General features: G+C 34.4%; 28 protein-coding genes and 1 pseudogene. 22 read left to right on the forward strand and 7 right to left on the reverse strand.

The features are described 5' to 3' along the window. Window positions 1-15 precede the first annotated feature (15 nt). The 8 genes and pseudogenes from ACFX4N_RS27625 (at window position 16) to ACFX4N_RS27660 (ending at window position 4,429) form a co-directional block, all read left to right on the forward strand. A complete protein-coding gene (locus ACFX4N_RS27625; RefSeq protein ID WP_328251595.1) occupies window positions 16-315 on the forward strand; it encodes a C40 family peptidase in 300 nt (99 codons plus the stop codon). 14 nt (window positions 316-329) lie between these two features. Then, the gene (locus ACFX4N_RS27630) at window positions 330-911 is read left to right on the forward strand and encodes a MerR family transcriptional regulator (RefSeq protein WP_192101397.1); all 582 of its coding nucleotides are present in this window, start codon (window positions 330-332) and stop codon (window positions 909-911) included. Window positions 912-921: 10 nt separating this feature from the next. Next, a complete protein-coding gene (locus tag ACFX4N_RS27635; protein WP_192101396.1) occupies window positions 922-1,287 on the forward strand; it encodes a hypothetical protein in 366 nt (121 codons plus the stop codon). Next, a complete protein-coding gene (locus ACFX4N_RS27640) occupies window positions 1,281-1,808 on the forward strand; it encodes a hypothetical protein (RefSeq protein WP_301264717.1) in 528 nt (175 codons plus the stop codon). The genes ACFX4N_RS27635 and ACFX4N_RS27640 overlap by 7 nt, the downstream gene beginning before the upstream one ends. 125 nt (window positions 1,809-1,933) lie before the next feature. Further along, window positions 1,934-2,119, forward strand: coding sequence for a hypothetical protein (locus tag ACFX4N_RS27645; RefSeq protein ID WP_377263462.1), 186 nt, complete (start codon window positions 1,934-1,936; stop codon window positions 2,117-2,119). 15 nt (window positions 2,120-2,134) lie between these two features. Beyond that, window positions 2,135-2,695: a hypothetical protein gene (locus ACFX4N_RS27650; protein ID WP_053488379.1), complete on the forward strand. Its 561-nt coding sequence runs from the start codon at window positions 2,135-2,137 to the stop codon at window positions 2,693-2,695. A gap of 123 nt (window positions 2,696-2,818) precedes the next feature. Beyond that, a pseudogene (locus tag ACFX4N_RS27655) lies at window positions 2,819-3,771 on the forward strand (toprim domain-containing protein). Then, window positions 3,764-4,429, forward strand: coding sequence for a restriction endonuclease (locus ACFX4N_RS27660; RefSeq protein ID WP_192100989.1), 666 nt, complete (start codon window positions 3,764-3,766; stop codon window positions 4,427-4,429). The pseudogene ACFX4N_RS27655 and the gene ACFX4N_RS27660 overlap by 8 nt, the downstream one beginning before the upstream one ends. Before the next feature lie 340 nt (window positions 4,430-4,769). On the opposite strand, the gene ACFX4N_RS27665 is transcribed toward ACFX4N_RS27660, so the two are convergent. Further along, window positions 4,770-5,285 (reverse strand): DinB family protein, encoded by a 516-nt coding sequence (locus ACFX4N_RS27665; protein WP_192100990.1) that lies wholly within the window; start codon window positions 5,283-5,285, stop codon window positions 4,770-4,772. 390 nt (window positions 5,286-5,675) lie between these two features. Here ACFX4N_RS27665 and ACFX4N_RS27670 point away from each other — a divergent pair, with 390 nt between their 5' ends. From ACFX4N_RS27670 to ACFX4N_RS27680, 3 genes are all read left to right on the forward strand, one after another. Then, window positions 5,676-6,605, forward strand: a complete 930-nt coding sequence (locus tag ACFX4N_RS27670) for a DMT family transporter (protein ID WP_192100991.1) — start codon at window positions 5,676-5,678, stop codon at window positions 6,603-6,605. A gap of 50 nt (window positions 6,606-6,655) precedes the next feature. Beyond that, on the forward strand, window positions 6,656-7,216 hold the full coding sequence (locus tag ACFX4N_RS27675) for a cysteine dioxygenase (protein WP_053488415.1): 561 nt from the start codon (window positions 6,656-6,658) through the stop codon (window positions 7,214-7,216). A 642-nt stretch (window positions 7,217-7,858) separates the two neighbouring features. Continuing rightward, window positions 7,859-8,218 (forward strand): winged helix-turn-helix transcriptional regulator, encoded by a 360-nt coding sequence (locus tag ACFX4N_RS27680; RefSeq protein WP_053488375.1) that lies wholly within the window; start codon window positions 7,859-7,861, stop codon window positions 8,216-8,218. A 72-nt stretch (window positions 8,219-8,290) separates the two neighbouring features. Here the strand turns inward: ACFX4N_RS27680 and ACFX4N_RS27685 are convergent, their stop codons facing one another. After that, on the reverse strand, window positions 8,291-8,818 hold the full coding sequence (locus ACFX4N_RS27685; RefSeq protein ID WP_098548338.1) for an NAD(P)H-dependent oxidoreductase: 528 nt from the start codon (window positions 8,816-8,818) through the stop codon (window positions 8,291-8,293). Window positions 8,819-9,599: 781 nt separating this feature from the next. Between ACFX4N_RS27685 and ACFX4N_RS27690 the strand changes: the two genes are divergently transcribed. From ACFX4N_RS27690 to ACFX4N_RS27715, 6 genes are all read left to right on the forward strand, one after another. Then, the gene (locus tag ACFX4N_RS27690; RefSeq protein ID WP_192100992.1) at window positions 9,600-11,216 is read left to right on the forward strand and encodes an FAD-dependent oxidoreductase; all 1,617 of its coding nucleotides are present in this window, start codon (window positions 9,600-9,602) and stop codon (window positions 11,214-11,216) included. A 104-nt stretch (window positions 11,217-11,320) separates the two neighbouring features. Next, window positions 11,321-11,884: a methyltransferase family protein gene (locus ACFX4N_RS27695; RefSeq protein WP_192100993.1), complete on the forward strand. Its 564-nt coding sequence runs from the start codon at window positions 11,321-11,323 to the stop codon at window positions 11,882-11,884. 896 nt (window positions 11,885-12,780) lie between these two features. Beyond that, window positions 12,781-13,395, forward strand: coding sequence for a polysaccharide deacetylase family protein (locus ACFX4N_RS27700; RefSeq protein WP_192100994.1), 615 nt, complete (start codon window positions 12,781-12,783; stop codon window positions 13,393-13,395). A gap of 241 nt (window positions 13,396-13,636) precedes the next feature. Then, window positions 13,637-13,972, forward strand: a complete 336-nt coding sequence (locus ACFX4N_RS27705) for a hypothetical protein (RefSeq protein ID WP_377263467.1) — start codon at window positions 13,637-13,639, stop codon at window positions 13,970-13,972. Between the two features lie 1,132 nt (window positions 13,973-15,104). Then, window positions 15,105-15,302, forward strand: a complete 198-nt coding sequence (locus ACFX4N_RS27710; protein ID WP_029325514.1) for a DUF2292 domain-containing protein — start codon at window positions 15,105-15,107, stop codon at window positions 15,300-15,302. Between the two features lie 158 nt (window positions 15,303-15,460). Continuing rightward, the gene (locus tag ACFX4N_RS27715; RefSeq protein ID WP_192100995.1) at window positions 15,461-15,622 is read left to right on the forward strand and encodes a hypothetical protein; all 162 of its coding nucleotides are present in this window, start codon (window positions 15,461-15,463) and stop codon (window positions 15,620-15,622) included. A gap of 45 nt (window positions 15,623-15,667) precedes the next feature. Here the strand turns inward: ACFX4N_RS27715 and ACFX4N_RS27720 are convergent, their stop codons facing one another. Next, entirely contained in the window at window positions 15,668-15,868 is a 201-nt protein-coding gene (locus tag ACFX4N_RS27720; RefSeq protein ID WP_098240055.1) for a hypothetical protein, read from the reverse strand. A 680-nt stretch (window positions 15,869-16,548) separates the two neighbouring features. On the opposite strand from ACFX4N_RS27720, the gene ACFX4N_RS27725 reads away from it, so the two are divergent. Beyond that, window positions 16,549-16,791 carry a hypothetical protein gene (locus ACFX4N_RS27725; protein ID WP_053488370.1) on the forward strand — a complete coding sequence of 81 codons (243 nt, stop codon included), beginning with the start codon at window positions 16,549-16,551 and terminating at the stop codon, window positions 16,789-16,791. 162 nt (window positions 16,792-16,953) lie between these two features. Here ACFX4N_RS27725 and ACFX4N_RS27730 read toward each other — a convergent pair whose 3' ends face one another. Further along, on the reverse strand, window positions 16,954-17,505 hold the full coding sequence (locus ACFX4N_RS27730; RefSeq protein WP_098547487.1) for a L,D-transpeptidase: 552 nt from the start codon (window positions 17,503-17,505) through the stop codon (window positions 16,954-16,956). Between the two features lie 166 nt (window positions 17,506-17,671). Between ACFX4N_RS27730 and ACFX4N_RS27735 the strand changes: the two genes are divergently transcribed. Then, window positions 17,672-17,860, forward strand: coding sequence for a ribbon-helix-helix domain-containing protein (locus tag ACFX4N_RS27735; RefSeq protein ID WP_029325517.1), 189 nt, complete (start codon window positions 17,672-17,674; stop codon window positions 17,858-17,860). Between the two features lie 972 nt (window positions 17,861-18,832). Here the strand turns inward: ACFX4N_RS27735 and norA are convergent. Further along, window positions 18,833-20,032: a multidrug efflux MFS transporter NorA gene (gene norA, locus ACFX4N_RS27740; RefSeq protein WP_192100996.1), complete on the reverse strand. Its 1,200-nt coding sequence runs from the start codon at window positions 20,030-20,032 to the stop codon at window positions 18,833-18,835. A gap of 144 nt (window positions 20,033-20,176) precedes the next feature. Here norA and ACFX4N_RS27745 point away from each other — a divergent pair, with 144 nt between their 5' ends. Beyond that, a complete protein-coding gene (locus ACFX4N_RS27745; protein ID WP_192100997.1) occupies window positions 20,177-21,004 on the forward strand; it encodes a MerR family transcriptional regulator in 828 nt (275 codons plus the stop codon). Window positions 21,005-21,136: 132 nt separating this feature from the next. Here ACFX4N_RS27745 and ACFX4N_RS27750 read toward each other — a convergent pair whose 3' ends face one another. Both ACFX4N_RS27750 and ACFX4N_RS27755 read right to left on the reverse strand, forming a co-directional pair. Then, window positions 21,137-21,346, reverse strand: coding sequence for an alpha/beta-type small acid-soluble spore protein (locus ACFX4N_RS27750; protein WP_192100998.1), 210 nt, complete (start codon window positions 21,344-21,346; stop codon window positions 21,137-21,139). 225 nt (window positions 21,347-21,571) lie between these two features. After that, window positions 21,572-22,438, reverse strand: a complete 867-nt coding sequence (locus ACFX4N_RS27755) for an Rpn family recombination-promoting nuclease/putative transposase (RefSeq protein WP_029325520.1) — start codon at window positions 22,436-22,438, stop codon at window positions 21,572-21,574. Between the two features lie 485 nt (window positions 22,439-22,923). Here ACFX4N_RS27755 and ACFX4N_RS27760 point away from each other — a divergent pair, with 485 nt between their 5' ends. After that, entirely contained in the window at window positions 22,924-23,772 is an 849-nt protein-coding gene (locus ACFX4N_RS27760) for a ComEC/Rec2 family competence protein (RefSeq protein ID WP_192100999.1), read from the forward strand. A gap of 2 nt (window positions 23,773-23,774) precedes the next feature. Then, the gene (locus tag ACFX4N_RS27765) at window positions 23,775-23,996 is read left to right on the forward strand and encodes a DUF3006 domain-containing protein (RefSeq protein ID WP_192101000.1); all 222 of its coding nucleotides are present in this window, start codon (window positions 23,775-23,777) and stop codon (window positions 23,994-23,996) included. Window positions 23,997-24,040 lie beyond the last annotated feature (44 nt).

The following is a 24,040-nucleotide window of genomic DNA, read 5'->3' on the forward strand; positions in this document are numbered from 1 at the left end:
ATAACACAACAATGAATTAATAGCAGTTCAAGTTTTGTCAGATGGGCATTCGAACAGGTAGGAGTGAATGTTGGTCCGATGTCAGGAGTAACAACCGATACACTCAAAACTCAAGGGCAAGCGATTAATCCAAAAGACATGAAGCCTGGGGATGTGGTGTTTTTCGATACGTATAAAATAGACGGCCGCGTAGGCATCTATGTTGGCAATAATCAGTTTTTAGGTTGCCAAGGAAAAACAGGTGTAGCCATCGCAAGTATGGCAAAAGGAACGTATTTTGGTGAACGATTCAATGGAAGAGTAAAACGATTTTAAAAGGAGAAAAGGCGATGAAAAATAAAGCAGCACTACTATTTGGAGCGCTTGCCGTTGTGGTGGCAGGCGTAACCATTTTCAACATTTACCTGAACTACAATATCTCCAACACAACAGCTTCGAAACAAATTCAAGTCACAAATGACAGCTTAAAAGAAGAAAATCAAGAGTTGAAAAAACAATTAAGTGAAGTTCGTCCTTCTGCCCAAGAACAACAAAAACGAGATTACTTGAATACCGTTAAACAGTTTATTGATGTCTCTTATCATCATGAAAAAGATGGATTTGAGGATCGGAAAAAGATCGCAAAAGCCATCATGGATAAAGAACTCTATGCGCAGTTTTATCCTTCTGAAAAGTTCGTGTATGGAGATAGTTACACTTCAATTCCAAACGATCTACAGCTTTATGTTCAGCAATATGACGGAAGGCAGGGAGAGGTTGAAGTCATTGCCGAATTTACAAATCATCTTGTCATAAAAGATGAAAATGTGGACGATCAAACGCATGACATTATTAAAGTTTCTTTGCGAAAAGAAGCGAACAAATGGGTGGTTTATAGTATCGAAGATTTGAAAACAGAAATCATGAAATGAGGTGGAACAGGTGGCATTTAAGAAGCAATTGGAAGACTATCGGTTTAATTTAAGTCGCAATCGATCATGGAAGTATACAGCTGTTTTAATCTTTTTCTTTATTGGTTTTTTATCCTTACTGACATCAAAATTTTACTTAAAAACAGAAGATCCCTTGCATCATACGAATACCCATGAAGCTGTTTCTTCCAACATAATAGGAACAGTAACGATTGAAAATCGTGCGTATCATCCGGCTTCAAGTTCACTCGATATGGTCATCAAAATGGATCAAACGGATGAAGAAGAAGTAAGCTTTGTGGCACAAGAAAAGCAAATCCAAACATCAAATTACCTGTTCATTTATTGTATGAAGATGATGGCTATTATGTGGTAAGAATCAGCGATTTATCTCCAAATTGGGAAGCACTTGCCTTTGATCTTTATCAAGAAAATGAAGAAAAAGGAACGGTAAACGTGGATGATGTAACGAGTGATTCAGAAACATATTCAACAGAGGAAATAGATGCTCATGCGTTAATTACGACGCTCTATTCTGACCAACGAAAAACGAAAAGCGAAGAAGGAAAAGGAGTAAAAACCAAACAAGAATATGCGCTTTTGGTTAATGATTTAGAAAAACAGTTTGTCAAAAAGAAAATGAAAAACTATGAAAAAGCAATCACGGTAGAAGCCAAACATAAACGTCAAACCCAACAAGAAATGAACGAGTTACAACGTGATATGAAGTACCAAGTGGACGAGGAAAAAGCCGATACAGAATCAAAAATTGCGATGAAAAAGGATGCTATTCAATCAAGTGATGAAAGTATTCAGCTCTATGAAGATGAACAAAAAAGTTTACAAGAAAAGCTCCAAAAATTGAATAAAAAGCAACAAGATTTAGCCATGAAGTGAAAAATCACAAGGGGACGCAAAGGGGACATATAGCGACTTTTTTTGATATCATGGTTTTGATAGGCTCTGCCTAGCCTATCACCCCGTGTGATAGCAAAAAACCCTTATGCTCTTCTCTCTATTTTTTGAGAAGTCATGATGTGAATTCTGTTTTAGAGAAAGATCGAGAAACGCAGCTCAAAACAAGCTATCTTACGTTTTTACAAGCGCATGATAAAGAGAAACCTCAAGATATTGATAGTATGTTAGCCCGTGTGAACGCAGAAAACGATTATGTGATATTAAAATCAAGTGCTTTAAAGGAAAAGTAGTTCACTCCTGATCAATTGAAAGGAATAGAAGATAAACTTTCTCATCAGTTTCAAGCACGAAAACAGGCACAACAAAAGGATCAATATCAAGAAGGTTACAAACAAGAAGTACTAGAAGTTATGCAGCAACCTAGTGAAGAAACACAGTATAAGCAGCTATTTAAACAAAGCTTGTTAGCCCAATTAGGCATATCAGATGAAAAAGATTCTTCTAAAGAAGCGAAAAAGGAAGCTGAAGCAGAAAAAGTTTCTGTTGAAAAGCAGCTCAAGCAAGAAACACCTCAAGAGAAAGAGCAGCGTGTGGCCAAAATGAAGGAATACGAACAAAAGCATTCCTTTGATAAGGTGTACAAATTGAAAAAAGAAGCGCTGCAGGAATTAAAAGAGATTAATTTGACTGATTCTCAACGTGAGAAGTTAACGAAGCTTGAAAAGGTTTTGGACACAGAGAAAAAGGATCACGACAAGCAGAAAAAAGAAGAGAAATCAGAAAATGGATTCACAAAATTTTTTGCACGGAATAATGGAGCATTTTCTTCAAAAAAACAGAAAGACCAACAAGAAATAGAACGTTAAAAATGGCGAAAGTTTGAAAAAGGTAAGAGGACTAAATATTATATTTAGTCCTCTTTTTTCATAGGTTGAAAGAGAAGGAGGGATTAGGTGGGAGAACGAAAACACGTCAATGAGGGGGAAATCATGAAAGCACGAGATGTTGATTTGTTGTCGTATCTGGAAGCCAAAGGTGAAACCTTTGTAAAAGAAGGAAAGTATTATCGTCATACGGAACATGATAGCTTACTCATCAAAGGAAATATGTACGCTTGGAACAGCCGGAATGAAACAGGATATGGAGCAATCAGTTTCGCTCGAATGTATTATGGGATGTCGTTTCCACAAGCCGTATTAGATATCAGCAAAGGTGATTACAAAGAGCTTTCTCAGTCGAATGAGCAACCATCGGTTTCACCATCAAAAGAGCCTTTTCGCTATCCAAAAGAGTTAGAAGTAAAGGATCAAAGCAAAATAAAAGATTATCTCATAAAAGAACGTAAAATAGATCTCGGTTAGTTGACTGGCTTCTTTAAAAAGGTTTAATCGCCCAGGACAAACGGAACAATGTCGTGTTTAAGTGGTGTGAACACGGGGGCAAAGGAAAGGTAATTGGGGCAGATCGGCAAGGAACAGCTTCCATGAACAATAAACGAGGTTCCTTTAAGCAAGTCTTACCGAACGACAACCCTCATACAGGCTTTTCAATCGATGCCGGACATCCAAATAAGATTCATTTTTTTGAAAGTCCAATTGATCTTCTTTCCTATTGGAGTATTCAAGAAAACAAGCTACAAAACACACGCCTTATTAGTATGAACGGCTTAAAGCCTAAAACAGTCGCCCAATCTTATATCGAAGCTCGAAGAGAAGGCTTAAACATTAAAGAAATGGTGTTAGCTGTCGATAATGACCAAGGAGGAAAAGAATTTATTGACAAAATGAACCAAATCGTTAATGCTGATTTAATAAGAGCAGATATTCCAAAGGGAGCGAAAGACTGGAACGAAGAATTAAAGAAGAATGGAAAAAGCATTCAACCTGTGGCATCACGTCTCCGGAATAAACAAACTGAACAGGAGCTTTCAATGAATGGATAAAGTGTTTCAAGGTGTATTTTACCTCTTTCTTATCATGATTTTAGTGAAACTTTCTCAATTTGCTTACCGTGTCCTTCGTGAACGGAGGTACATGAAAGAGTTAGCCCAATCGGGTATGCCCTATATTGATAAAATGGATGGTTACCAATTTGAAATTTACTTGCAGGCCCTTTTCCAACAGCTAGGATATAAACCACAAGTGACGAAAAAGTCTGGTGACTTTGGGGCTGATTTAGTGATGAAAGGCAAAGAAAAAATTGTCATTCAAGCTAAACGATATGGAGTTAAAAATCGGGTTAGTATTTCAGCCGTACAAGAAGTGTATGGGGCAAAAGCGTATTATAAAGCGAATCAGGCGTGGGTTGTGACCAATAGTTATTTTACGAAACAAGCAAAAGGGCTTGCAGCTGCATGTGAAGTGACCTTATTGGATCGGGCCGATCTTCAAAAGTTTATTAATGAGGTAAACCCCGTTTTCAAAGCACGGGAAATCTTTGAAAATATCACACCAGAACCTCGTAAATGTCCAAAGTGTGGGCAAGATCTAGTCGTACGAGATGGGAATGGCACACGCTTTTTTGGCTGTTCCTCTTTCCCTTCTTGTCGTCATACGGAAAAAATTAATAAGGAAGTAAGTAAGAGCAGACCTTCAGTATAGTAAGGTCTGTTTTTTCTTGCTCTAAATAGGTACTGAAATTTGTATTGAATGGGGAAGTTATATGCAAAACAAAAGTTAATTACGTCAGAGAGCGTTTCTCTGCATGTTAAAGTCTTTGATTAACTAGTTTTTTATTTATAAATGATTGTGACGAGAAAGCACCTTTTTATTTGCACGAAAGGTACTTTCTCGTTTTTTATAAAAATATAAAAATGGAGGAACGAAAAAAAGCCCAATTTTTCTAGTTTAATACTTAGGAATTGGACCTTTTAATATTAGAGTTTCCTTAACGTTGTAAATCCACATTTCCTGACAATACCCCTTTTAGATAGAGTAGAAACTACCCTTGTATATCCCTTTCATATAAATATAAAAAGTAATCAGTCATAACACCAGGATGGCCCAATTGCCGTAGCGTAGCTGTGATATTGCCACGATGATATGTTCCATGATTGACAACATGTTGTACTAAGTCAGATAAACGGGTTTCGAGTCGTCCAGCAAATGAAGTTTCAAGCACTAAGGCCGTTTCCATATCTTCTTGACGATCGAGAAACGCTTTGTACCGGTCAGATAAATCGAAAAACATCGTTTCTACTTCCTCGATTCTTTTCGTTTCCATCTGTTCTCTCAATTGATCAGCCAACGCATATACTTCATCAAATTTTTCACCAGAAATAAAATCTAACCATATGTTGTCAGAGACATAAATGTGCGCCATCACCTTTGATATAGAAGGAAAAACGCTCTGAATTTCCTTTTCGTAAATACCCTTAGAAAGTTCTTTTAATCGGTCGAAAATTTTTTGGTTTGCCCATACATGGTAGTCGTACAATTTTAATGAGTAATGTGACATTTGAAATCCCCCCTATTTCCCTATTCATTATTGATATTACACAAGGTATCGGTAGTCAACTTAACTATACTTCTATAAAAATATCCTCCAGACCTTTTGTTTAAAGGTTTTTTTTGTTCACGTAATATGAATTATGTTAAACCTCAAATAGACTTAATTATAAAGTAATAACTATAAGTACTTTATATAAAATAGTGTTACTTATTATATATTTTGTAGAAAAATTGCAATCTTTTCTATAAAGAAGGTTAAAAGAAGATTATAACTATGGGAAATGCTAGAGTTTCCAACATTTTTTTTAGATTGGAATGAATTTTTTCATTTTCTTTTAGGAAAGGCATATGTTAGTTAATAGAAGATACCTTTACTGTTGAAAGGAAAATTGCGCCTATGATTGCGTCAAAGATTAAATTTGCTGCCTCGTTATATGCACTAATGTCTATTAGTTTTTGGGGGATCTCTTTTGTCTCTACCAAAGCTGTCTTAGATAAGCTTGATCCATATACACTCCTTGTTCTTCGTTTTGGTATTGGGGCACTTTTTTTATTGGTATTATTAGTGCTAAAGCGATATCCATTAAACATTCCACTTAAGTATATTCCTCATCTGATTGTGTTAGGTATCCTTGGGGTGTTCGTTCACCAAGTGATTCAGGCAACAGCACTTCTCACAATAAATGCTTCTGCAGCAGGGTGGATTATTTCGTTTTCTCCTGTATTTACAGTCATTCTCTCAGTATTCTTTTTGCATGAAAAGATGACCGTATTAAAAGCATCAGGGATGATTGTAGCCATCATTGGAGTTCTACTGGTGACTACTTCTAACAATCAGCAGTCCTTTCAGCTCTCAATCAATGTTGGTTACCTATTAATGATTTTAAGTACGTTAAACTGGGCCATCTATTCTGTCCTATTAAAAAGGTTACATATCCAACTTCCCTCTCTTGTTGTTACGTTTTATATGTGTTTAATAGGATTTACTCTAACGACTCCCTTTCTCGTAAGGAATAAAGGATGGGAGATGATTCCTTTTTTAACAAACGTGGAGTGGGCTCATTTATTATTTCTCGGTGTATTCGTTTCAGGTGTTGCCTATTGGTACTGGGCAAAGGCATTAGAAGTTTTAGAAGCGTCCCAAGTATCTGTGTTCCTTTATTTAGAACCAGTAGCAACATTGGTAACAGCTATTCTACTACTACAGGAAAAGATTATCCCCGTAAGCATATTAGGAGGCATCATAATTATAATCGGAGTTATTTTAGTTAATGGAAGACTACTAACCTTTTTAAGGTACTTACCATGGAGAAACAAGAATTTATAACTATGTTGAAACCACCAAATTTGATCTACTCATGGGGAGGTAATGTTTGTATGAGCTTAAGTGAACAAGTAAAGCCTATTTTAGATAAATTAAATTCTCCTACCAAATTGGAATTGAGAGAAGCCCTTTTGGCTTTAGATATAAATCTTGATGAGTTAAAACCACTATTGCAGTCGGCAGAAGATAAGCCATATTACAGAAAGCTTCTCTACCAAAATGACGAAATAGAATTACTTGTTATGAATTGGTCCGGAATAGAGTGTGCTCCTCACAATCACGGTCATTCATATGGATGGATCCAAGTAGTGAATGGCACAGCTATAAATACCGTTTACGAAGTGAAAGAAAACCAAATGCCTAAAGAGCTGTTTTCCCAGTATCAGGGGGAAGGAAGAATTTTTTTTGCTCCTAAGAAGGGCGTTCACAAGATGAATAGTGCAGAAGGTACGAGTCTCGTCACTCTTCACCTCTACTCTCCACCGATTAAAGAAATGATGGTTTATGATTTAAAAACATGCGCTGCTTGCATTGTATCGGATGATTGTGGAGCATGGTGGCCAGAACATCTTCGTCAAAAGGTAAGAGAGATTCAATTAAAGAAGGGAGAATGATGTTTGTTGACCCTTTGAATATTTCTAATGCTAAAAAGAAACAGATAGTAAGTCCAGCCAAAGGAAGTACATTATGAAATTTTCTCCCTTACAGTTGTTCAGCTGCCTTAGTAAGAAAACTATGAATAGCAATTGTTAATTTATCCGGACATCATATGGGGGTTAACACAACTCATTTTGAAGAGTTAGCTAAGAGATTGCATAATATTTTAGATGGTTACGAGAGTAAGATACAGCAAGAAATTTTATAAAAACCCAGCTAATGTGATAACGATATTAACTGGGTTTTTGTCACTAATCATGATAATAAATATTATAATAATTTCAGTATAAATAACATATCTCGTTAAATTGATTAGTTTTACCATCTTCTCTCTATGACGACAAATATAAACTTATTTAAGTACAATTATAATCAATATGTAAATAAGTTCCTATAAAAAACATTATGGTAACTGTTTTTAAAATTTCTTTCTTAGTTAGATTAGATTCTTTGCATGAGAATGAAATAATATATGACATTAAAAACATTAAAGAAAATAAAAACGCGTTACTTTACATTCTTGTGATAAGATTGCATAGTAATTTACTATAAAGTATTCATATTGATAGGATATTCTTATCAGAAGGAGAGTGGGGATTGTGAGAGAAACCTGTGTTCCGACTGGCGTAGAACTAAAAAACACTGGTTTTGGATATACGTTATCCTTAATAGGTGGTAAATATAAAATGATTATTTTGTATTGGTTGTCTGAAAATAAGGTTATGAGGTTCAATGAGCTGAAGCGACGTATTGGGACTATTTCCTTTAAAACACTAAGTGTTATGTTAAAAGAGCTTGAGGAAGATGGTCTTATTATACGCAAAGAATTTCCCCAAATACCTCCAAAAGTTGAATATTCATTATCTGAACGTGGTTGTTCACTTATTCCATTGTTAGATATGATGTGCGAGTGGGGAGAGAAAAATAATTTTCAAGCTCTAGAAGATGTAACAAAATAGGCATAGCGTAAAATGGAAGTACCTTCTTGTTTAGGAGGTACTTCTTATTTTAACTTTTATAAAAGTTACCCATTACATATTATCAATGAAATTTAAATAATCTTGAGTGCTTTTTTCTATTTCACTTACAGATGGCTCAAATTCTGCTCCATAAAACGCAAAGAACGAACGATAATCTGCTTTGCAATAGATGGCTGTCGTCTCAAACGGACTCAACACTTGTTCAAGTGTATAATGGTATCTTCCAGTTTCACTATAATCCACATTTTTGATCCCGGCAGATACCCCTAAAGCAATTTTACGATTCTTTAATTTATCTCTTTTTGAACCATAAGCCCATCCATAAAGGAAAACATCATCCAGCCACTTTTTTAAGAGAGGAGGACAGTTGAACCAATATACAGGAAATTGGAAAACAAGGTTTCCGTGAGTTTCAACCAATTTTTGTTCTTTTTCCACATCTATGTTCTCATCAGGATAAACCTTATACAATTCGTGCACAGTATATTTTTCTGGATATTTTTTTAATTCTTCTACCCATCGCTTATTAACAACAGATGTTTCTAAGCTTGGGTGTGTTATGATAACAAGAGTTTTCAATGTTTCTTCCTCCTTAGGCTGATTTCATTTTTATTGTAAAGTCCAAACTAAAAATATGTAAGTACGCACTTTTATTACAGGTACTTACATAAAGGTAAGTACCTTCAAGTTTAAATCCATTATCCTAAAGTTTATTATGCTTTACTTTAACTTTTAAACGTGATAATTATCATCCGCGGAGCAGTAACTCAAGAATTTATGAAATTAATTTAGTCGAGTAATGATGTTCTTTATAATACCGATAACTGGTTTTATGTTAACTAAGGATGTGTATCATATACATCTAAAAAAGAAAAACCCACCTGATTTGTCAGAGGTGGGCTTTTCTTTTAGCTAAATATTAAGGGTGTAATTGCTTGTTACTTACATATCATTTAATATTTTTGTAGATATTTATTATAACCTATCAAATCATTTTGAGAAAGTAGAAAATGAAAACGGTTACTTAATATTAAAACTAAAAGGGGTCTTTTCTATTTCATACCGATAGAATCCATTATGAGAACTTAACATGTATAAAATATAAGGACACAGACAGTAAGATAATACAGAATGGAATACATGTATAAAGTCAGGAAGTGTCTGTTGTTTCCATTAACATTGATAAGTATTCTTTTAAAAGTTATAGCAAAAAAAACGCCCCTTATTTGGGGCGTACTCTATTATCATTATAAAACTTAACCTAAAAAAAGTCTACAATTTCATTTTTTTATATATTATAGTTTGATTACTGAATTCAGTAATGCCCATGGGTAAATATAAAATTGAAAGGGAAATTTCTATGACACACAAACATGTTCCTGTTTTAATAGTGGGGGGAGGTCTTAGTGGACTCACCTCTGCTCTTTTTTTAGCACGTCACAACGTTGATTATTTACTCATTGAAAAACACGCTGGAACAGCTATGCATCCAAAAGCCGGAGGGATTACATTTCGTACGATGGAAATATTTCGACAACTTGGACTAGAGGCAGCTATCCGTACTGCTAGTGAACCGTTAGATAATATTCGTGGAAGGATTGCTGTAGAGACAATCAAAAGCATGGACCTCGAGAAATTAAAAACTGCGGAGAACTCCCAAAGGGCTATTGACAAAGAGAGAATAGAAAGTTTTGAAAAGGTTAGCCCTTCAAAGCCAGCATCTTGTTATCAAATGGAACTAGAACCTATCCTTCTTCAAGCTGCTAAAGAAGCAAAGGGGCATATACGCTATAATACTGAACTTATATCGTATCAACAAGACGATTTAGGGGTAACAGCCACTATAATGAATCGAGCGACAGGAACGAAGGAAACGATTCGAAGTGATTATTTAATTGCGGCAGATGGCGCTAAAAGCACAATTCGTCAACACACAAAAATTCCAACTACAGGAAGAGGCGTCATCGGTGGACATTATATTAACATCTATTTTCAGGCTGATCTAAGTCATTTTCTGAAAGGCAGCCAGTTTGGTTGGATTCAAATCCTAAATCCGAAAGTATTTGGTGCGCTTATCACTGTTAATAATCGTGATGAATGGATTTACCACGTGGCTTATAACCCCTCACACGGGGAAAGTCCGGAAGACTTTTCTGAAGAGCGATGCTGTGAGATTATAAAAAAAGCTATAGGAGTTTCAAATCTTGATATTGTCATCTTCAGTATTTTACCTTGGGCAGCTGCAGAACAGACAGCCACTCGTTTTCAAGATAATCGAGTCTTCCTAATTGGAGACGCAGCTCATCTTATGCCACCTACTGGAGGATTTGGTTCGAATACAGGTATTCAAGATGCTCATAATTTAGCTTGGAAGCTGGCTGCAGTGATACATAAACAAGCTCATCCACGATTGCTCCAAACTTATCATGATGAAAGACACTATGCTGTAGAAGTAACAACGAAATATGCCAGTAATTTGTTATTTAGTATTATAAATAAAGGTGTAAGCACTCTCAATAATATGGACCATACTGCAGTTACCGTAGGGTATAAATATAACTCAACAGCCATTATCAAGGAAAACTCCGATACAACACATCGAATGGATCAATTAGAACTAAAAGGAAGACCAGGCACACGTGCTCCACATATGTGGTTGAAGTATCAAGATAAGTGTATATCCACCTTAGATTTAATAGGTGAAAATTTCGTCTTATTTACGGGAGAAGATAGTAGCCTTTGGCGCACTTCTGCCCGGAATGTATCTTCTCACTTAGGTGTCCCTATTAATGTTTATGGCATCGGTTCACAAGGAGATTGTGTTGAGTGTGAGGATAGCTGGGAAGAATTGTACGATGTTACCTCTCAAGGAGCTGTATTGATAAGACCAGACGGTTTTGTAGCATGGCGTACAAAAGAGGGAGAATCAAATCCTCATCTACTTCTTAAACAGGTCATGACTAGCATACTATGGTAAATAAACTAATACGCCTGATTTAGAATTGGTTAAAATCCTTATATATAATAAATGGGTAATAAATATTAAAGAGAATATAGGATAATTAATAATGGGGGAGAGTTATGCAAGGATATTTTGCAATCATATCATTACTTTTAATGATGATAATGGTTATAATTCGTGCTAAACAGTTGAAAAAAAAAGGAATTAAAGCTTTTAAATTTGGTGAGCTAGATAAAAAAGATTTCTTTATTATCCCATTTGCATTACTGTTTTTTTATCTTATTTTCTCTAGTGTTTTTGATTTGCCAAAACTAGGTACCAAACTATTTAGCAATGAAGTCTTTAGTTGGATAGGGGTAGTTTTATGCACGATGGGCTTAGTATTATTCTCGTTAAGCATAATTTCATTTGGGAAAAGTTTTAGAGTTGGAATTGATGAAGAAAAACCAGGTGAACTTATAACAACAGGTGTTTTTGCAATTAGCCGTAATCCCATTTATACAGCTTTTGGATTTGTTTTGATAGGGACATTCTTGATTTTACCAAACTGGATATTATTATTGTACGTATTTGCTGGAGTTTGGCTTTTTAATCGTCAGGTTCAACTTGAAGAAAAATCCTTGAAAAAGATTTACGGTGAAGAATACGAAGCGTACTGTAAAAAAGTTCGTAAATACCTTTAGCATTAGTTGTTGATGGAAAAGGATACGTCTTTCATACATACTAAAAGTAAAAGTGGAAGATTAACATAGTCAACAAAATAAAGAATGTAGAAAGATGTACTTAACCAAACGGGTGCTTTAGTTTAAGATGATAGTATTTGAGGATCTGAAAGTTTGAAAATAAGAAGGCAAAATAAAACCCTAATTCTTCTACTCAGCGTAGATAAATCAAGGTTTTATTTCTAAAAATGTCTTAACGTGGGTTTTGGAAAAAGGCTGTTTTATTGGGACAGAATTTTACTGATCAGCATGCAGTTGATGATTTAAAAGAATTGCTTTCATCAATTGATACATTTCAAAAGTTTAATTATAGATGAAAAGAGTCCTCATGGAATAAGGGCTCTTTTTGTTATCTCGGTAACTCCCATTGTGGTAACTAAAATTGAATATGACATATCGTCTATAAAGGTTAACTACTTTTTGTGCGTGAAAGAATGTCTATTTTTAAAAATTAAATAGACGTTTCATCATTGATTTTTTCGGCATCTAGAACCGTGTACCTTTTCGGACTGTGTACAGGGAAGCTTTAATCAATCTAAAAAATAATATAACATACGGCTTCATAAAGATTTGTAGTGAAATTTACTCTATTTCTGTAACATTATCTTATTCACCACAAGTAAATACAAAAGCCGGTGGAATGTTCCACAGTACTCTTTCTATCTCAATATTTACAAAGAAAGACTGAAAAAATTGTTGTTTAAGGCGTGTATATTGGAACAAAATAAATTTCCCATATAGGAGTATGAGTATGAGTTCTTTTACTGACATATTTATAGCCCATGGCAGAGGACTTATACATAAAAAGCACTCAATAGGTTATCTTAACAAATAATGTTTTAAATAAGGGGATGCTTATGAGACGGATGGTTTTGTTGGTAGGAGTATTTTTATTTACCTTATTTCATAATGAATGGAAAAAAGTTAACGTCTATTCATTGATGAGTCCGTCATTTTCTGTTTCTCTACCTCAAGAGCAGATCATTGATTCTATTCCTATCCAAAAGAAGAAAATAGCTCTTACGTTTGATGATGGACCAACATCAGATGAAACGGTTCAAATCTTAGATCTTTTAAAAGAATACGATGCAAAAGCGACTTTTTTCGTCGTAGGGTCTCGTGTAGAACATTATGCATCTATTGTTGAAAGGGAGATACGAGAAGGTCATGAAGTTGGAAACCATACATTTCATCATTTGATTTGGACTCGCAACGTTTCCGAGAAACAATTGATCAAGGAAATTGAATTAACTCAGGAAGCTATTTTTAATATAAATGGGTATCAGCCTTCACTATTTAGACCCGTTCAAGGATTTTATAACCAAAAGCTCGTGGACGTGGTAGAACGCTCTAACTTGCAGGTTGTGTTGTGGTCTCAAAAGCATGATACGCGGGATTGGGATCGACCTGGAGTCGAATATATTGTCCGAAATGTATTGAATGATATAGAAAATGGAGAAATCAATCTTTAACATAATATAACCTAAAAAAAACGCACGAGTGTTTTTGTTCAAAGGTTCTTTCCAAAAACAAACGACGTTCATTTATTAACACTTCAATATCTCTTTATAAAATACAAAGCTAACAGACTACTATATACTTCTTTTGAGTAAATGTAATCTTTTTAACGGTTCTGGTGCAAAAAATTCAAAGCATCTGTAAGTGATCTCCCAAACTTGGAAATACTGATACTATAAATCTAAAAAAGGGATGGTGTTCAGTTATGAAAAAGGAAAATATATTATCCTGGAATTGATTCGTATGAATGCGGAACACAGCAGTTGGATAGAGGTAATTATTTCTCAAACAGACTTTAAAGAAATGAATAGGGAGAGATCCCCTGAAGTCCCACCTCCACATGTTGCAGTGCAACGGGTGATAGAACCTCTGTTTAAAAATATGGACAGCATGGAGGATTCATTCTTTCGGAGTACACTGATGGCTTGGAGTTTAAACCCTATGTTAATTCGGACATTTTTTGAAAGAGGATACTCTGAGGAACAAATCGCAGAGCAGTTTGCACAAGTTTTCTTACGGGGTAATGACTAGTAAGTCGATAGTAATAGCCTAGTGTAGAGTGTAATTTTTGATCATACGAAGAAAGGTCTCTCTTTATGATCAATTTTCTATAGTGCTTATTAAAAAATAGCATCAGTAAACCTTACGAATAAATTATTTTTAAAGTTTGTTCGAAAATAAAGAGCCACCTTGAATTTCAAGGTGGCTCTTTATTTATATAAAACAGAGAGAATAAACTATTTTTTCTATATTGTGTACTATTAGCATATAAAATTTTAGAATCTTTATATGAGTATATTTGCGAGAAGCCAACCGATCTACGTTACCTGATGAAAGAAAGTAGAGTAATCTCTCCTTCCACAGAGATATGCTGTTCTAGTTAGGTAAATATGTATACAACATTCTCTGCATTTACGTAAAAGGATTATTTTAAAGTTATTCTGGTTTTTCTACTAGTTGCATCTGTTAAATTTGCGTTTCTTGAATACCTGCTCTTTGGAGTTCCTCTTTAAATGATTCTCCTTCTTTTAGTTTAATGATTATCTTTGAACCATCACGTAACGTGTATACTCTAAAATTGTACATGAATGTACCTCCACCAAAATAAATGCTTCTTATATACGATCTCTTCAGGAACTAAGCCAAGCGAACATAGATGAGCTCGCTTAATCTCATTTTATTCTTTAACTCAAATACGCCATCAATGAAAATAAATAAATCCCCAAGAGAATCAACAAACTTAATGAATCCTGTCTCTGTTATGCATTCTAGATACTGATTAGGTAATGAAGTCGTAATTCTTTAGATACTATGTAGCTACTGCAGGAAGCTCGCCTGTCCATTCTAAAAATAAAAAAGAACCCTTACCGCAGTAGGGGATCATTAGATGGTTATATAAGATGATTTGGATTTTTTAGATGCTGAGGATTATCCTAGATAATTAAAACCCATTTTGACTATATGGATAATGTGTGTTATAAAAATATAAATAACTGAAAAATTAAAAATTTTATTCGTTAAGTAAAAGGCAGTATAAGAAGAGCCTCTTTTTATTAGTAGTCTTTAAATAGAGTGTTTGTCATTCAAATAACTGATCAAGCAAGGGTGTTTAGATTTATTATTTCTTACTAAACCTTTAAAAACCGATTAGGAGGAAGTAGCTGTGGCAAAAGTAGATGAGGAAAAAATCAACTATATAATGACTGTATTAGAAAAGATTCAGTACGGATCCTTAAATATTACCATTCACAATGGAGAAATCACTCAGGTAGATTGCAGTGAAAAGCATCGATTTAGATTGCCTGAGAAGCAGTTTTCTCAAAGTAAAGAAAGCGCGAGTTTAACCGCGTTACGTAGATAAAGTTTGAGGACTAAAAATAGCAGCCTTTATGGGTTTAATGCATTTATACGACAACAAACAAAGATATATAGGCTGATATAAATATCAATATAAAAATCTATATTTATTATTTTTTAATCTGTAGTGTTTCATACTTAGACATTAGGAGGAGAGAAAAAGTGCGAGTTGGCGCTGTGGTTCTATTTAAAGGAGAAGAATACAAAGTTGTATGGATCTATGATAACGTTACATGTGAGATTAGGAAAATGGATGGTTTAGGCAAGGTGGAAATCGCAGCAATCTCTGAATTGAAAGTTGTTTTGGATTGTAGAATAGGATAAAAAGGCACCCTACCTAAAAAAAGATAAGGTGCTTCTTTTATGTACTTAGTAATTTTCCTTCATGCTCATCATAGATGTCATCATTTCATTGCATTTGTGCATTTTAGACATTATCTGATCCATGTCCATGTTCATCTCCATATTCATATCGCATGCTTTATCCATCATCATTTTCATGTTAGTCATTTCGCACATCATTCTTTCCATACACGCCATCATCATCATATCCATACACATTTTTTCCATTTTCCATTCCTCCATATTGAATAATTTTTGAATAAAAAGGAAAATAAAAAACGCTTAAAAAGTTTCTTGTCTGTATTTAATAATTGAGTGCTTACAGAGACATGGATACCATGTTGTGTAATTCAAATTACTATCATACGGAAGAATCTTTTTAGCGCTTCTTGTCATCAAGTCAGCTTTTCCTTTTTTATACAAGTTAAATTATATAACTCCAATTTATTACTTTCAATCTTTTTATTACCTATTTTATATAAAATTTACAATTTAACTTGAAGTTAATATATTACTATTACATTTACACTCTATTAACCCCCACTGCAATCCATTGAGTGCTAGTTACACTAGGCGGACGTAGCTTGTATTAACGCAGTAGCGCTACTGAAATAGATACTGATTAGTAATGAAGCTGTAAGTCATTAGATACTATGTAGCTGCTGCAGTAAGCTTTCCTGTCTACTTCTTGAAATAAAAAGCAATCATACCGCAGTAGGTGATCGTTAGAAGATTACTGAATATGTTATAGAGAGCAACATTATAAATCGGGTACCTCAAGTTTTAAAAATACACCTTTGCAATAAATATAATCTCTCAGCCTATACGATTTGCAAATTGGTGCTAATTCATTTGTATCATTTGTATCATTCACTCATATAAAACTTTAATTTTTAAGGAGAGAGAAAATGGGAACATTATTTAATCAAACAACACGAAAAGATTATTTTAATAATGATGCTGTTAAATTTCTTAATACAGTAAAAACTCTTGCAAGAGATCATGGCCTGACAGTCGAGGAGACCTGTCGTGTTTTAGAATTATCTATGAAAATTGATGATTATGATCGCAAAGATGAGCAGTTAGCAGTATTGGGGCGATTAATAAAGGATTTAATTGATGAAATTTCTATGTTAAGAGAAAAGTTATAACATGATAAATTAGAAAAAACACTTAGACATTATTGAATCTCTAAGAGAGGAACTTCAAAGAGCAGGTATCAAAGAAACAGAAATATTTCAAATGCAGATGGCAGAACGTAAATAACAAAAATTTCAGATAATAAAAGCCATCTATTATAGATGGCTTTTTACTCATTTAGTATTATATCCTTTGAATTTGTATCCGTAGATCTTTGCTAATTCTTGAAAACTCTTAGGTGAGTTTGTAATTTTAACAGGCGTACCCACTTGCACTTTGTCATAAAGCTTTTCAATGGAAGCATTATGCATTCGTACACAACCTTGACTCACATATTTACCAATGCTTGATTCATTTGCGTTACCATGAATCGCATAGGTATCACCATTTGTTCCATTTGCATTTAATCCTAACCAACGTTTCCCAAGTGGATTACGTGGATCACCCCCTGGAATGTGTCCTGTATAGTATGGGCGGTTTTTAATTTTATTTACAATTTTAAAGTGGCCTACAGGCGTTTTCTCCCAACTTTTCCCCGTAGCAACTGGTTCAATCATCTCAACATACCCATTATGGTAGTAGATAAGTTTGTTGTAGTGTTTGTTAATAATAATTAAATCATCATTTTTTGTTGCGGTTGCTTCAGCTGTAGCTCCTAAGCTCCCGAACAGGGTTACAAAAGCAAGTGCAAATACTGTTAAAGAATTTACTAAGAACTTTTTCATTGACCTATATTCCCCTTTTTTCCTGTTTAGTATATACATAGCACTAATTATATTGGTCATATAACCAATATAAGTAATATATGTAATGTGTACCATTATAACCAACATAAGGCTTATGTTCAATATCTGTTATAGTGGGTATACTACTTAAAAGGAGGGATTTATTTTGGTAGTTGATAAAAGTAAAAACAAACAAATCCTTGTTACCTTCCCACTTGAACAATTAGAGGAAATAGAAGATTATTGGCATGAAAAAAGATACAATAATCGAAATGAAGCAATAAGAGCATTAATTAAAGAAGGTTTAAAACACAGCAATAAAACAGAGAATCAAGAAAATCATTCAATAGATTAGAATATATTTGTAAAAAAGTAGTTGAATTAAAAATAGGAAGCCAGCAAGTAGCGCTATAAAAGAAAACCTATTAGTTATGTATTTTTTATAATTTTTTTACTCTCTGGGATAGAGGACAGAATATCTTATAAAATAAAAAGGAGATTGCTAATACATACTCTCATACAATTCCAGGACAGATCTAAATTATAAATTGCATGTCTTCAAGACGAGGATGTATTAAAAAGACCGGTAAGTCGTGTTATAATAGCAATGGGAATAATACGTGAATTATCTAATGTATTCAACGTAGCAAAAAGCCACTTGTTTCATACAAGTGGCTTTTTATATTGCTGATATATTAAATAAAATGTACTAAGACTAACAAGATAGATACTGTGTAGCTACTGCAGTAAACTTTACTGTCTACTTGTAAAAATAAAAAAGAAAATATACCGCAGTAGGTGATCGTTAGATGAGCATAGCATACGTGATCTATTTTATATGTTAGGGATTGGCCTAGTGAATTATATTTTTTATGAAATGGACGAGAGATTCAAAGATGTCCTAAAGATTAAAGTAGAGCATAATGAGAAGCAGGACCAGCATGAATAGTGATAAGTGAAAAAGGAGTCACCCTTAGGTAACTTCTTTTTTTATTCTAGTATGCATATGTAATCAACATTAAAAAGAAAAGAAGGTACCAAGCAGTCCTCACAACCATAAATGAGACACGCATAAGCTTGCTGAAACCTTAAATATTTTTTCAATGATAATAAAGAGGAGCTCAAGTATCCATATTTCAGGGGTCGAACTAATTTTATCATATGGACGCTTCCACCCGGCATAAATAATAAAAAGTCCAACTAAGATCATGCAACAAACTTGCAATATACATGAAAGCTGAGTGAAAACTCAAAAAAGAGAACCCTTCTTTAGATGGTGTTCTCTTTTTTACTTCCTTTACGGAAAATCGGAATTAAATATAAAAATTTACAAGGTACTCTTTTTAGATAGATTTAACTCTTCAATTTTAGGTTTTTTCCATAGCATAGTGATGGCTAAACCAATGATGATTACAACCGTACTGAAATAGTATGGGTAATTAATATTAATATCAAATAAAATGCCACCCAAGATAGGGCTAAACATGTTAGCCAAAGAGGTGAAAAAAGAGTTCATTCCTCCAACAAAACCTTGTTCGTTGCCGGCGATGCGTGATAAGTATGTTGTTATAGCTGGACGAATTAGGTCTGCACCTATAAATACGGTAAATGTGACTGTCATAACTGTCCAGTACGAGTTCACCAATGTCATGGTAAAAACTAAAATCGCAGACAATACCAATGACCAACGAATTACATTAATTTCACCCATATACTTTACTAACGGTTCGAATAGTACAACCTGAAATATTGCACCTATAATGGCACCACCTGTGATTGAAATAGCAATATCCAATGGACTAAACGCGAATTTATGATCAACATATAAACTAAAGAATGACTCAAATGCTGTTAACCCAAAGGTCGATACAAAAATGACTACAAAAGCAATAAGAAACATAGGCAGAAATATCTTCTTCAAGCCACTCTTCTTCTCTACTAGCCCTTTGGTTTCTATATCCTCTTTAGGAGAAGCTGGTTCTTTTAATAGCATAACGGATAAGATTGCAGCAACAAATCCAAGGGCTGAAGCTGAGTAAAAGGGTACTCGCGTGCCAATCTCAGCTAAGAAGCCGCCGACACCAGGCCCGATAATTAGTCCAGTGGTAATAGCTGCCGACATATACCCTAGCATCTTTGGTCGTGTTTCCAATGTTGTTATATCTGCAATGAAAGCTGTCACAGCAGGCATAATACAAGCGCCACTGACACCGCCTAAAATACGTGATATGAATAATAACTCTATTGTTTTCCCCATTCCAAATAATAATTCTGAGACACTGAAAATAAATAACCCTATCACTATCATGATTTTTCGGCCAAATTTATCAGCTGCTTTCCCTGCGAATGGAGAAATAATTAACTGTGTTAGGGCAAATATTGCTGTTAAATAGCCAACCGTTGTACCACTAATGTTTAATTCATTCATAATGCTTGGTAATACAGGTATGACTAAACCAATTCCTAAAAAAACAATAAATATGTTTATAAGTAAGAGGTATAGTGTACTTCTTTTTGTCTTACTCATATGTAAACCTCCGTCTATATAGATTGCTATGCAAAAGTTTATATAGCTTGATGTATCTTTATCTTCCATGCTATATAATACAGCGTTCGCTTATGATAAAGTATGAAGTATGGAGTTAGTCTATAGTCAAGAGGAGTTTTTATCTTGGAGAGAAAAAATACTAAAACTTTAACTACAGGAGAATTTGCTAGCTACGTGGGGGTGAAGAAAGATACATTATTTTATTACGATAAAATTAATCTTTTCAAACCTGCGGGCAAACTTTTAAATGGTTATCGCTATTATACCTATGATCAAATTAAATCATTCTCCACACTCCAGTCTCTGCGAAAATTGGGCGTATCAATTGAGGAATTGAAAGAGTACCTTAGTTCTCAAAACAAACATAAATTTGTTCAAATGGCAAAGCAACAAACCGTTATAGTGGAAAAAGAAATTGAAAAATTACTTCAAATCCAACGTTTCTTTAAACAGATTATTTCAACGGAAGAGGAACTAAAAGATGTTAAAATTAGGAAGGTTTATATTCGAAAAATGGAGAAAAAGTACATCATTCTAAGCAATGAAACTGCAAATGAAGGCATGAACACTGTAGAAGAGTGGTCAGAGCAATATAAACACTTTGGGAAGCAAATAGGTTTGCATGTTCCGGTTCCTATTGGATCTCTATTGACAAAAGATACCCTAATTCAAGAGAGGTTTGAGAGGGTTGATTATTTATTTTCTTATAGTGAGTTGGAAACAGAACATTCAAGGCCAGAAGGTCTTTATGCCATTTATTATCACGAAGGCCCCTATAAAAATATTGAGTCATCGTACCTTTATATAACTAATTTTATTAAGTCAGAAGGCTATGCTATTGTAGGACATGCGTATGAAGAGTATCTATACGATTCACTAAAAACTAATGACGAAGAAGAATATCTTACCAAAATTAGCATACAAGTTAAGCAACAATCAAAGGAGCAGTAAAAGTCACTCTTTATTCGTATCTATGCAGTTGCCCAAAAGGGCTGTTTTGTACGAAATAGTACAAAACAGCCCGCAGAGAAAAAGGAAGAATGAAACTCATTCTTCCTTCTGCCATCGCTTTATGAAGTTGTATTAGAAATGTCCACCGCCAAGTTGTTGCTCAGCCATTTGTACAAGACGCTTAGTGATTTCGCCACCTACTGATCCGTTTGCACGTGCAGTTGTGTCAGCACCAAGGTTTACACCAAATTCGCTAGCGATTTCATATTTCATTTGATCGATTGCTTGTTCAGCACCGTATACTAATAATTCGTTGTTGTTACTACTTTTGTTGTTTGCCATGTTGTGTCACCTCCTTGTTTCTTTTAAGTTTCCTATTGTAGGAGAAGTGCATTCGTGGTAAATAATAGATGTATCATTTCCGTGCCTGCTCCCTATACTAATTTTTAGAAACAAATGACACTGTAAAAAGTGGGATTAGATGTTTCATTTCCTTGTCATGAAAATTAAACATTTGCCATGTTCGAAAAAAGAGCCGTATCTTTTAGATACGGCTCTTTTTTATATTTATTGATGACGAAGCTTTTCAATTTCTTCTATAGAAAGCCCTGTTAATTTACTTATTATGTTGCTGGCTATACCTTCTTGAATCATTCCAATTGCCATTAACTTTATAGCTTCTTCTTTCCCTTTTCTTTCAGCTCTTTTTAAAGCTGACTTCTCATCTAATAATGCTTTTCTTCGGGCTTCATAAGCTAATAATACTTCTGGATCTTGGCTTACGCGTTCCCACTCATCTATTGCTTTTTTTAGCACGTGATCTTCTTGCATTGCAATCTCCTCCAATACTTGAGTGATTTCTTCATCTTCCGATGCTTCAAGCAATAATAACCATCGTACAAGCTGATCTTCTCGTGGATCTACCTCTCTGTTACGCCATTTAATTAATAACTTAGGTAGCTCCATAAAATGAATTTCTATCATATCCGTTAAGAGTAATTTTTGTTCACGTTCATATAACTGAAAGGTGGAGTGATAATGATTAATATGAGATAAATAACGGAAGTTTACAATGTTGATGGTAATGGTTTTACAAAGCTCTCCGTAGTCCATGCCTTCTTTCATTTGGCTGCTGTACATTTTGGACCAGTAATAAAGTGTTCGCTTTTCCATGTCATGCTTATTATTAAGCTGAATTTCAATATTAACACGGCTTCCATCTTCTAACTGTGCATGTACGTCTAGAATGGAGCGTTTATCTTCTTGGTTTTCTTTGTTAAAATGCGGATCCAATAATTGGACCGTTTGAATTTTCTTATCATCTGGAAAGCGAAGCGCTGCATTTAAAAAGGCAGCTAAAATGGATTCATTTCCATGTGTGCCAAATAACGATTTAAACGCAAAGTCGACACGTAAATCTAACCGTTTTGTCATAATGCCCTCCGTCATGTTTATGTTTGTTATTAGTATATCACGACTAGATTTCTTCTTCCTATATCACACGTTCTAATTCGATACGATCACATTGAAAAGCTTGTTATTCCTGTTAGGTACAAGATTTTCTTAATAACCCATTATTGAATATAATTAGATAAATAATAAGAGGGTTTTCTTTTTGTTTAAGTGCTGCAAGACATTAATAAGGTGATCAACATCATCTTGAGAAATGGGCAAAAGCGTTGCTAGAGCATTTTTAATATCTGCTAATATACATAAGTCATGTAATTCATGATCAGTGAAGATAGTTTGAAGGGGGTTCAATCTGAATAGTAATGGGAGATTGTCATATAGGTCAGTTCCACACTTAACAAAAAAAAGTTGTCGCCATAATTCTCCATATTGTGTGAGCATCTCGTGTTCGATGATGTTTACTAGTGCTATTTCAATTGAAAATACATGTATAAAAAGTGGATAAAACAATGAGAAGTCGTGCTATGAAGATTGTTTCTTCGCTAGCTATAGGGATAGGGATTGCTATAGCTCCAGCTTCATCTTACGCAGCAACACCAAAAACCATGAAAGTGCACTACATTGATGTAGGTCAAGGAGATAGTATCTATATTAAAGCTCCTAATGGTGAGGACATTGTTATTGATGGTGGAAACAAAGGAAAAGGAAACGCAGTCGTAAGTTATTTAAAGAAGCAAAAAGTCGATGATATAGAGGTTTTAATTTCTACTCACCCAGATGCTGATCACATTGGTGGGTTAGACGAAGTGATTAATGCGTTCAAAGTAGAAAATGTGTACGCACCAAAAGTAAGTAATAACACGCAAGCTTACAAAGACTTTTTAAATGCTGTAAAAAAGAAGAAATTAACGATCAAAACGGCACAAGCAGGCGTAAAGCTACCTGTTAAAGATGTAAATGCGCAAATTGTCGGTCCTACTAAAACATATGCGAATAGTGATTTAAATGACTGGAGTGCTGTCGTGCATATGGCTTATAAAAAGAATACATTTTTATTTACAGGTGATGCGGAAACTAAAGCAGAAACAGACATGATAAAGGCGAAGAAAACATTACGTGCAGATGTGCTTAAAGTAGGTCATCATGGCGCTAAAACTTCCACTAGTAAGAATTTCTTAGATGTTGTAAAACCTAAGTATGCAGTGATTAGCGTGGGTAAAAATAGTTATGGACACCCTACTTCTCAGATTGTGAACTTACTAAAAAATTCGAAAGCAAGTATTCTGCGAACAGACCAAAGTGGTACGATTATTATCACTGGTGATGGAACGTCTTATTCTGTTAAAAAATCGAGGTAATTATGAAAAAGATAAAAGGGATTATTGATCGATTTGAAGAGGGATTTGCTGTTGTTGAAATTGAAGGCATAACAAAAGATTATCCAAAAGATATCTTCCCTGAGGATACACAAGTTGGAGATGTCGTTTACATTATAGGAAATAAAGTAACGGTTGATAGGCAAGAAACTAAGAAAAGAGAAAAAGAGATTGAAGACCTGATGAATGAACTGTGGGAAGATTAAAAACTAGTTCCTATTCATGAAGTATTCTTGCTCTCACATAAGGA

Origin of the sequence: Priestia sp. YIM B13551 (assembly GCF_042787905.1) — a bacterium.
Taxonomy (GTDB): Bacteria; Bacillota; Bacilli; order Bacillales; family Bacillaceae_H; genus Priestia.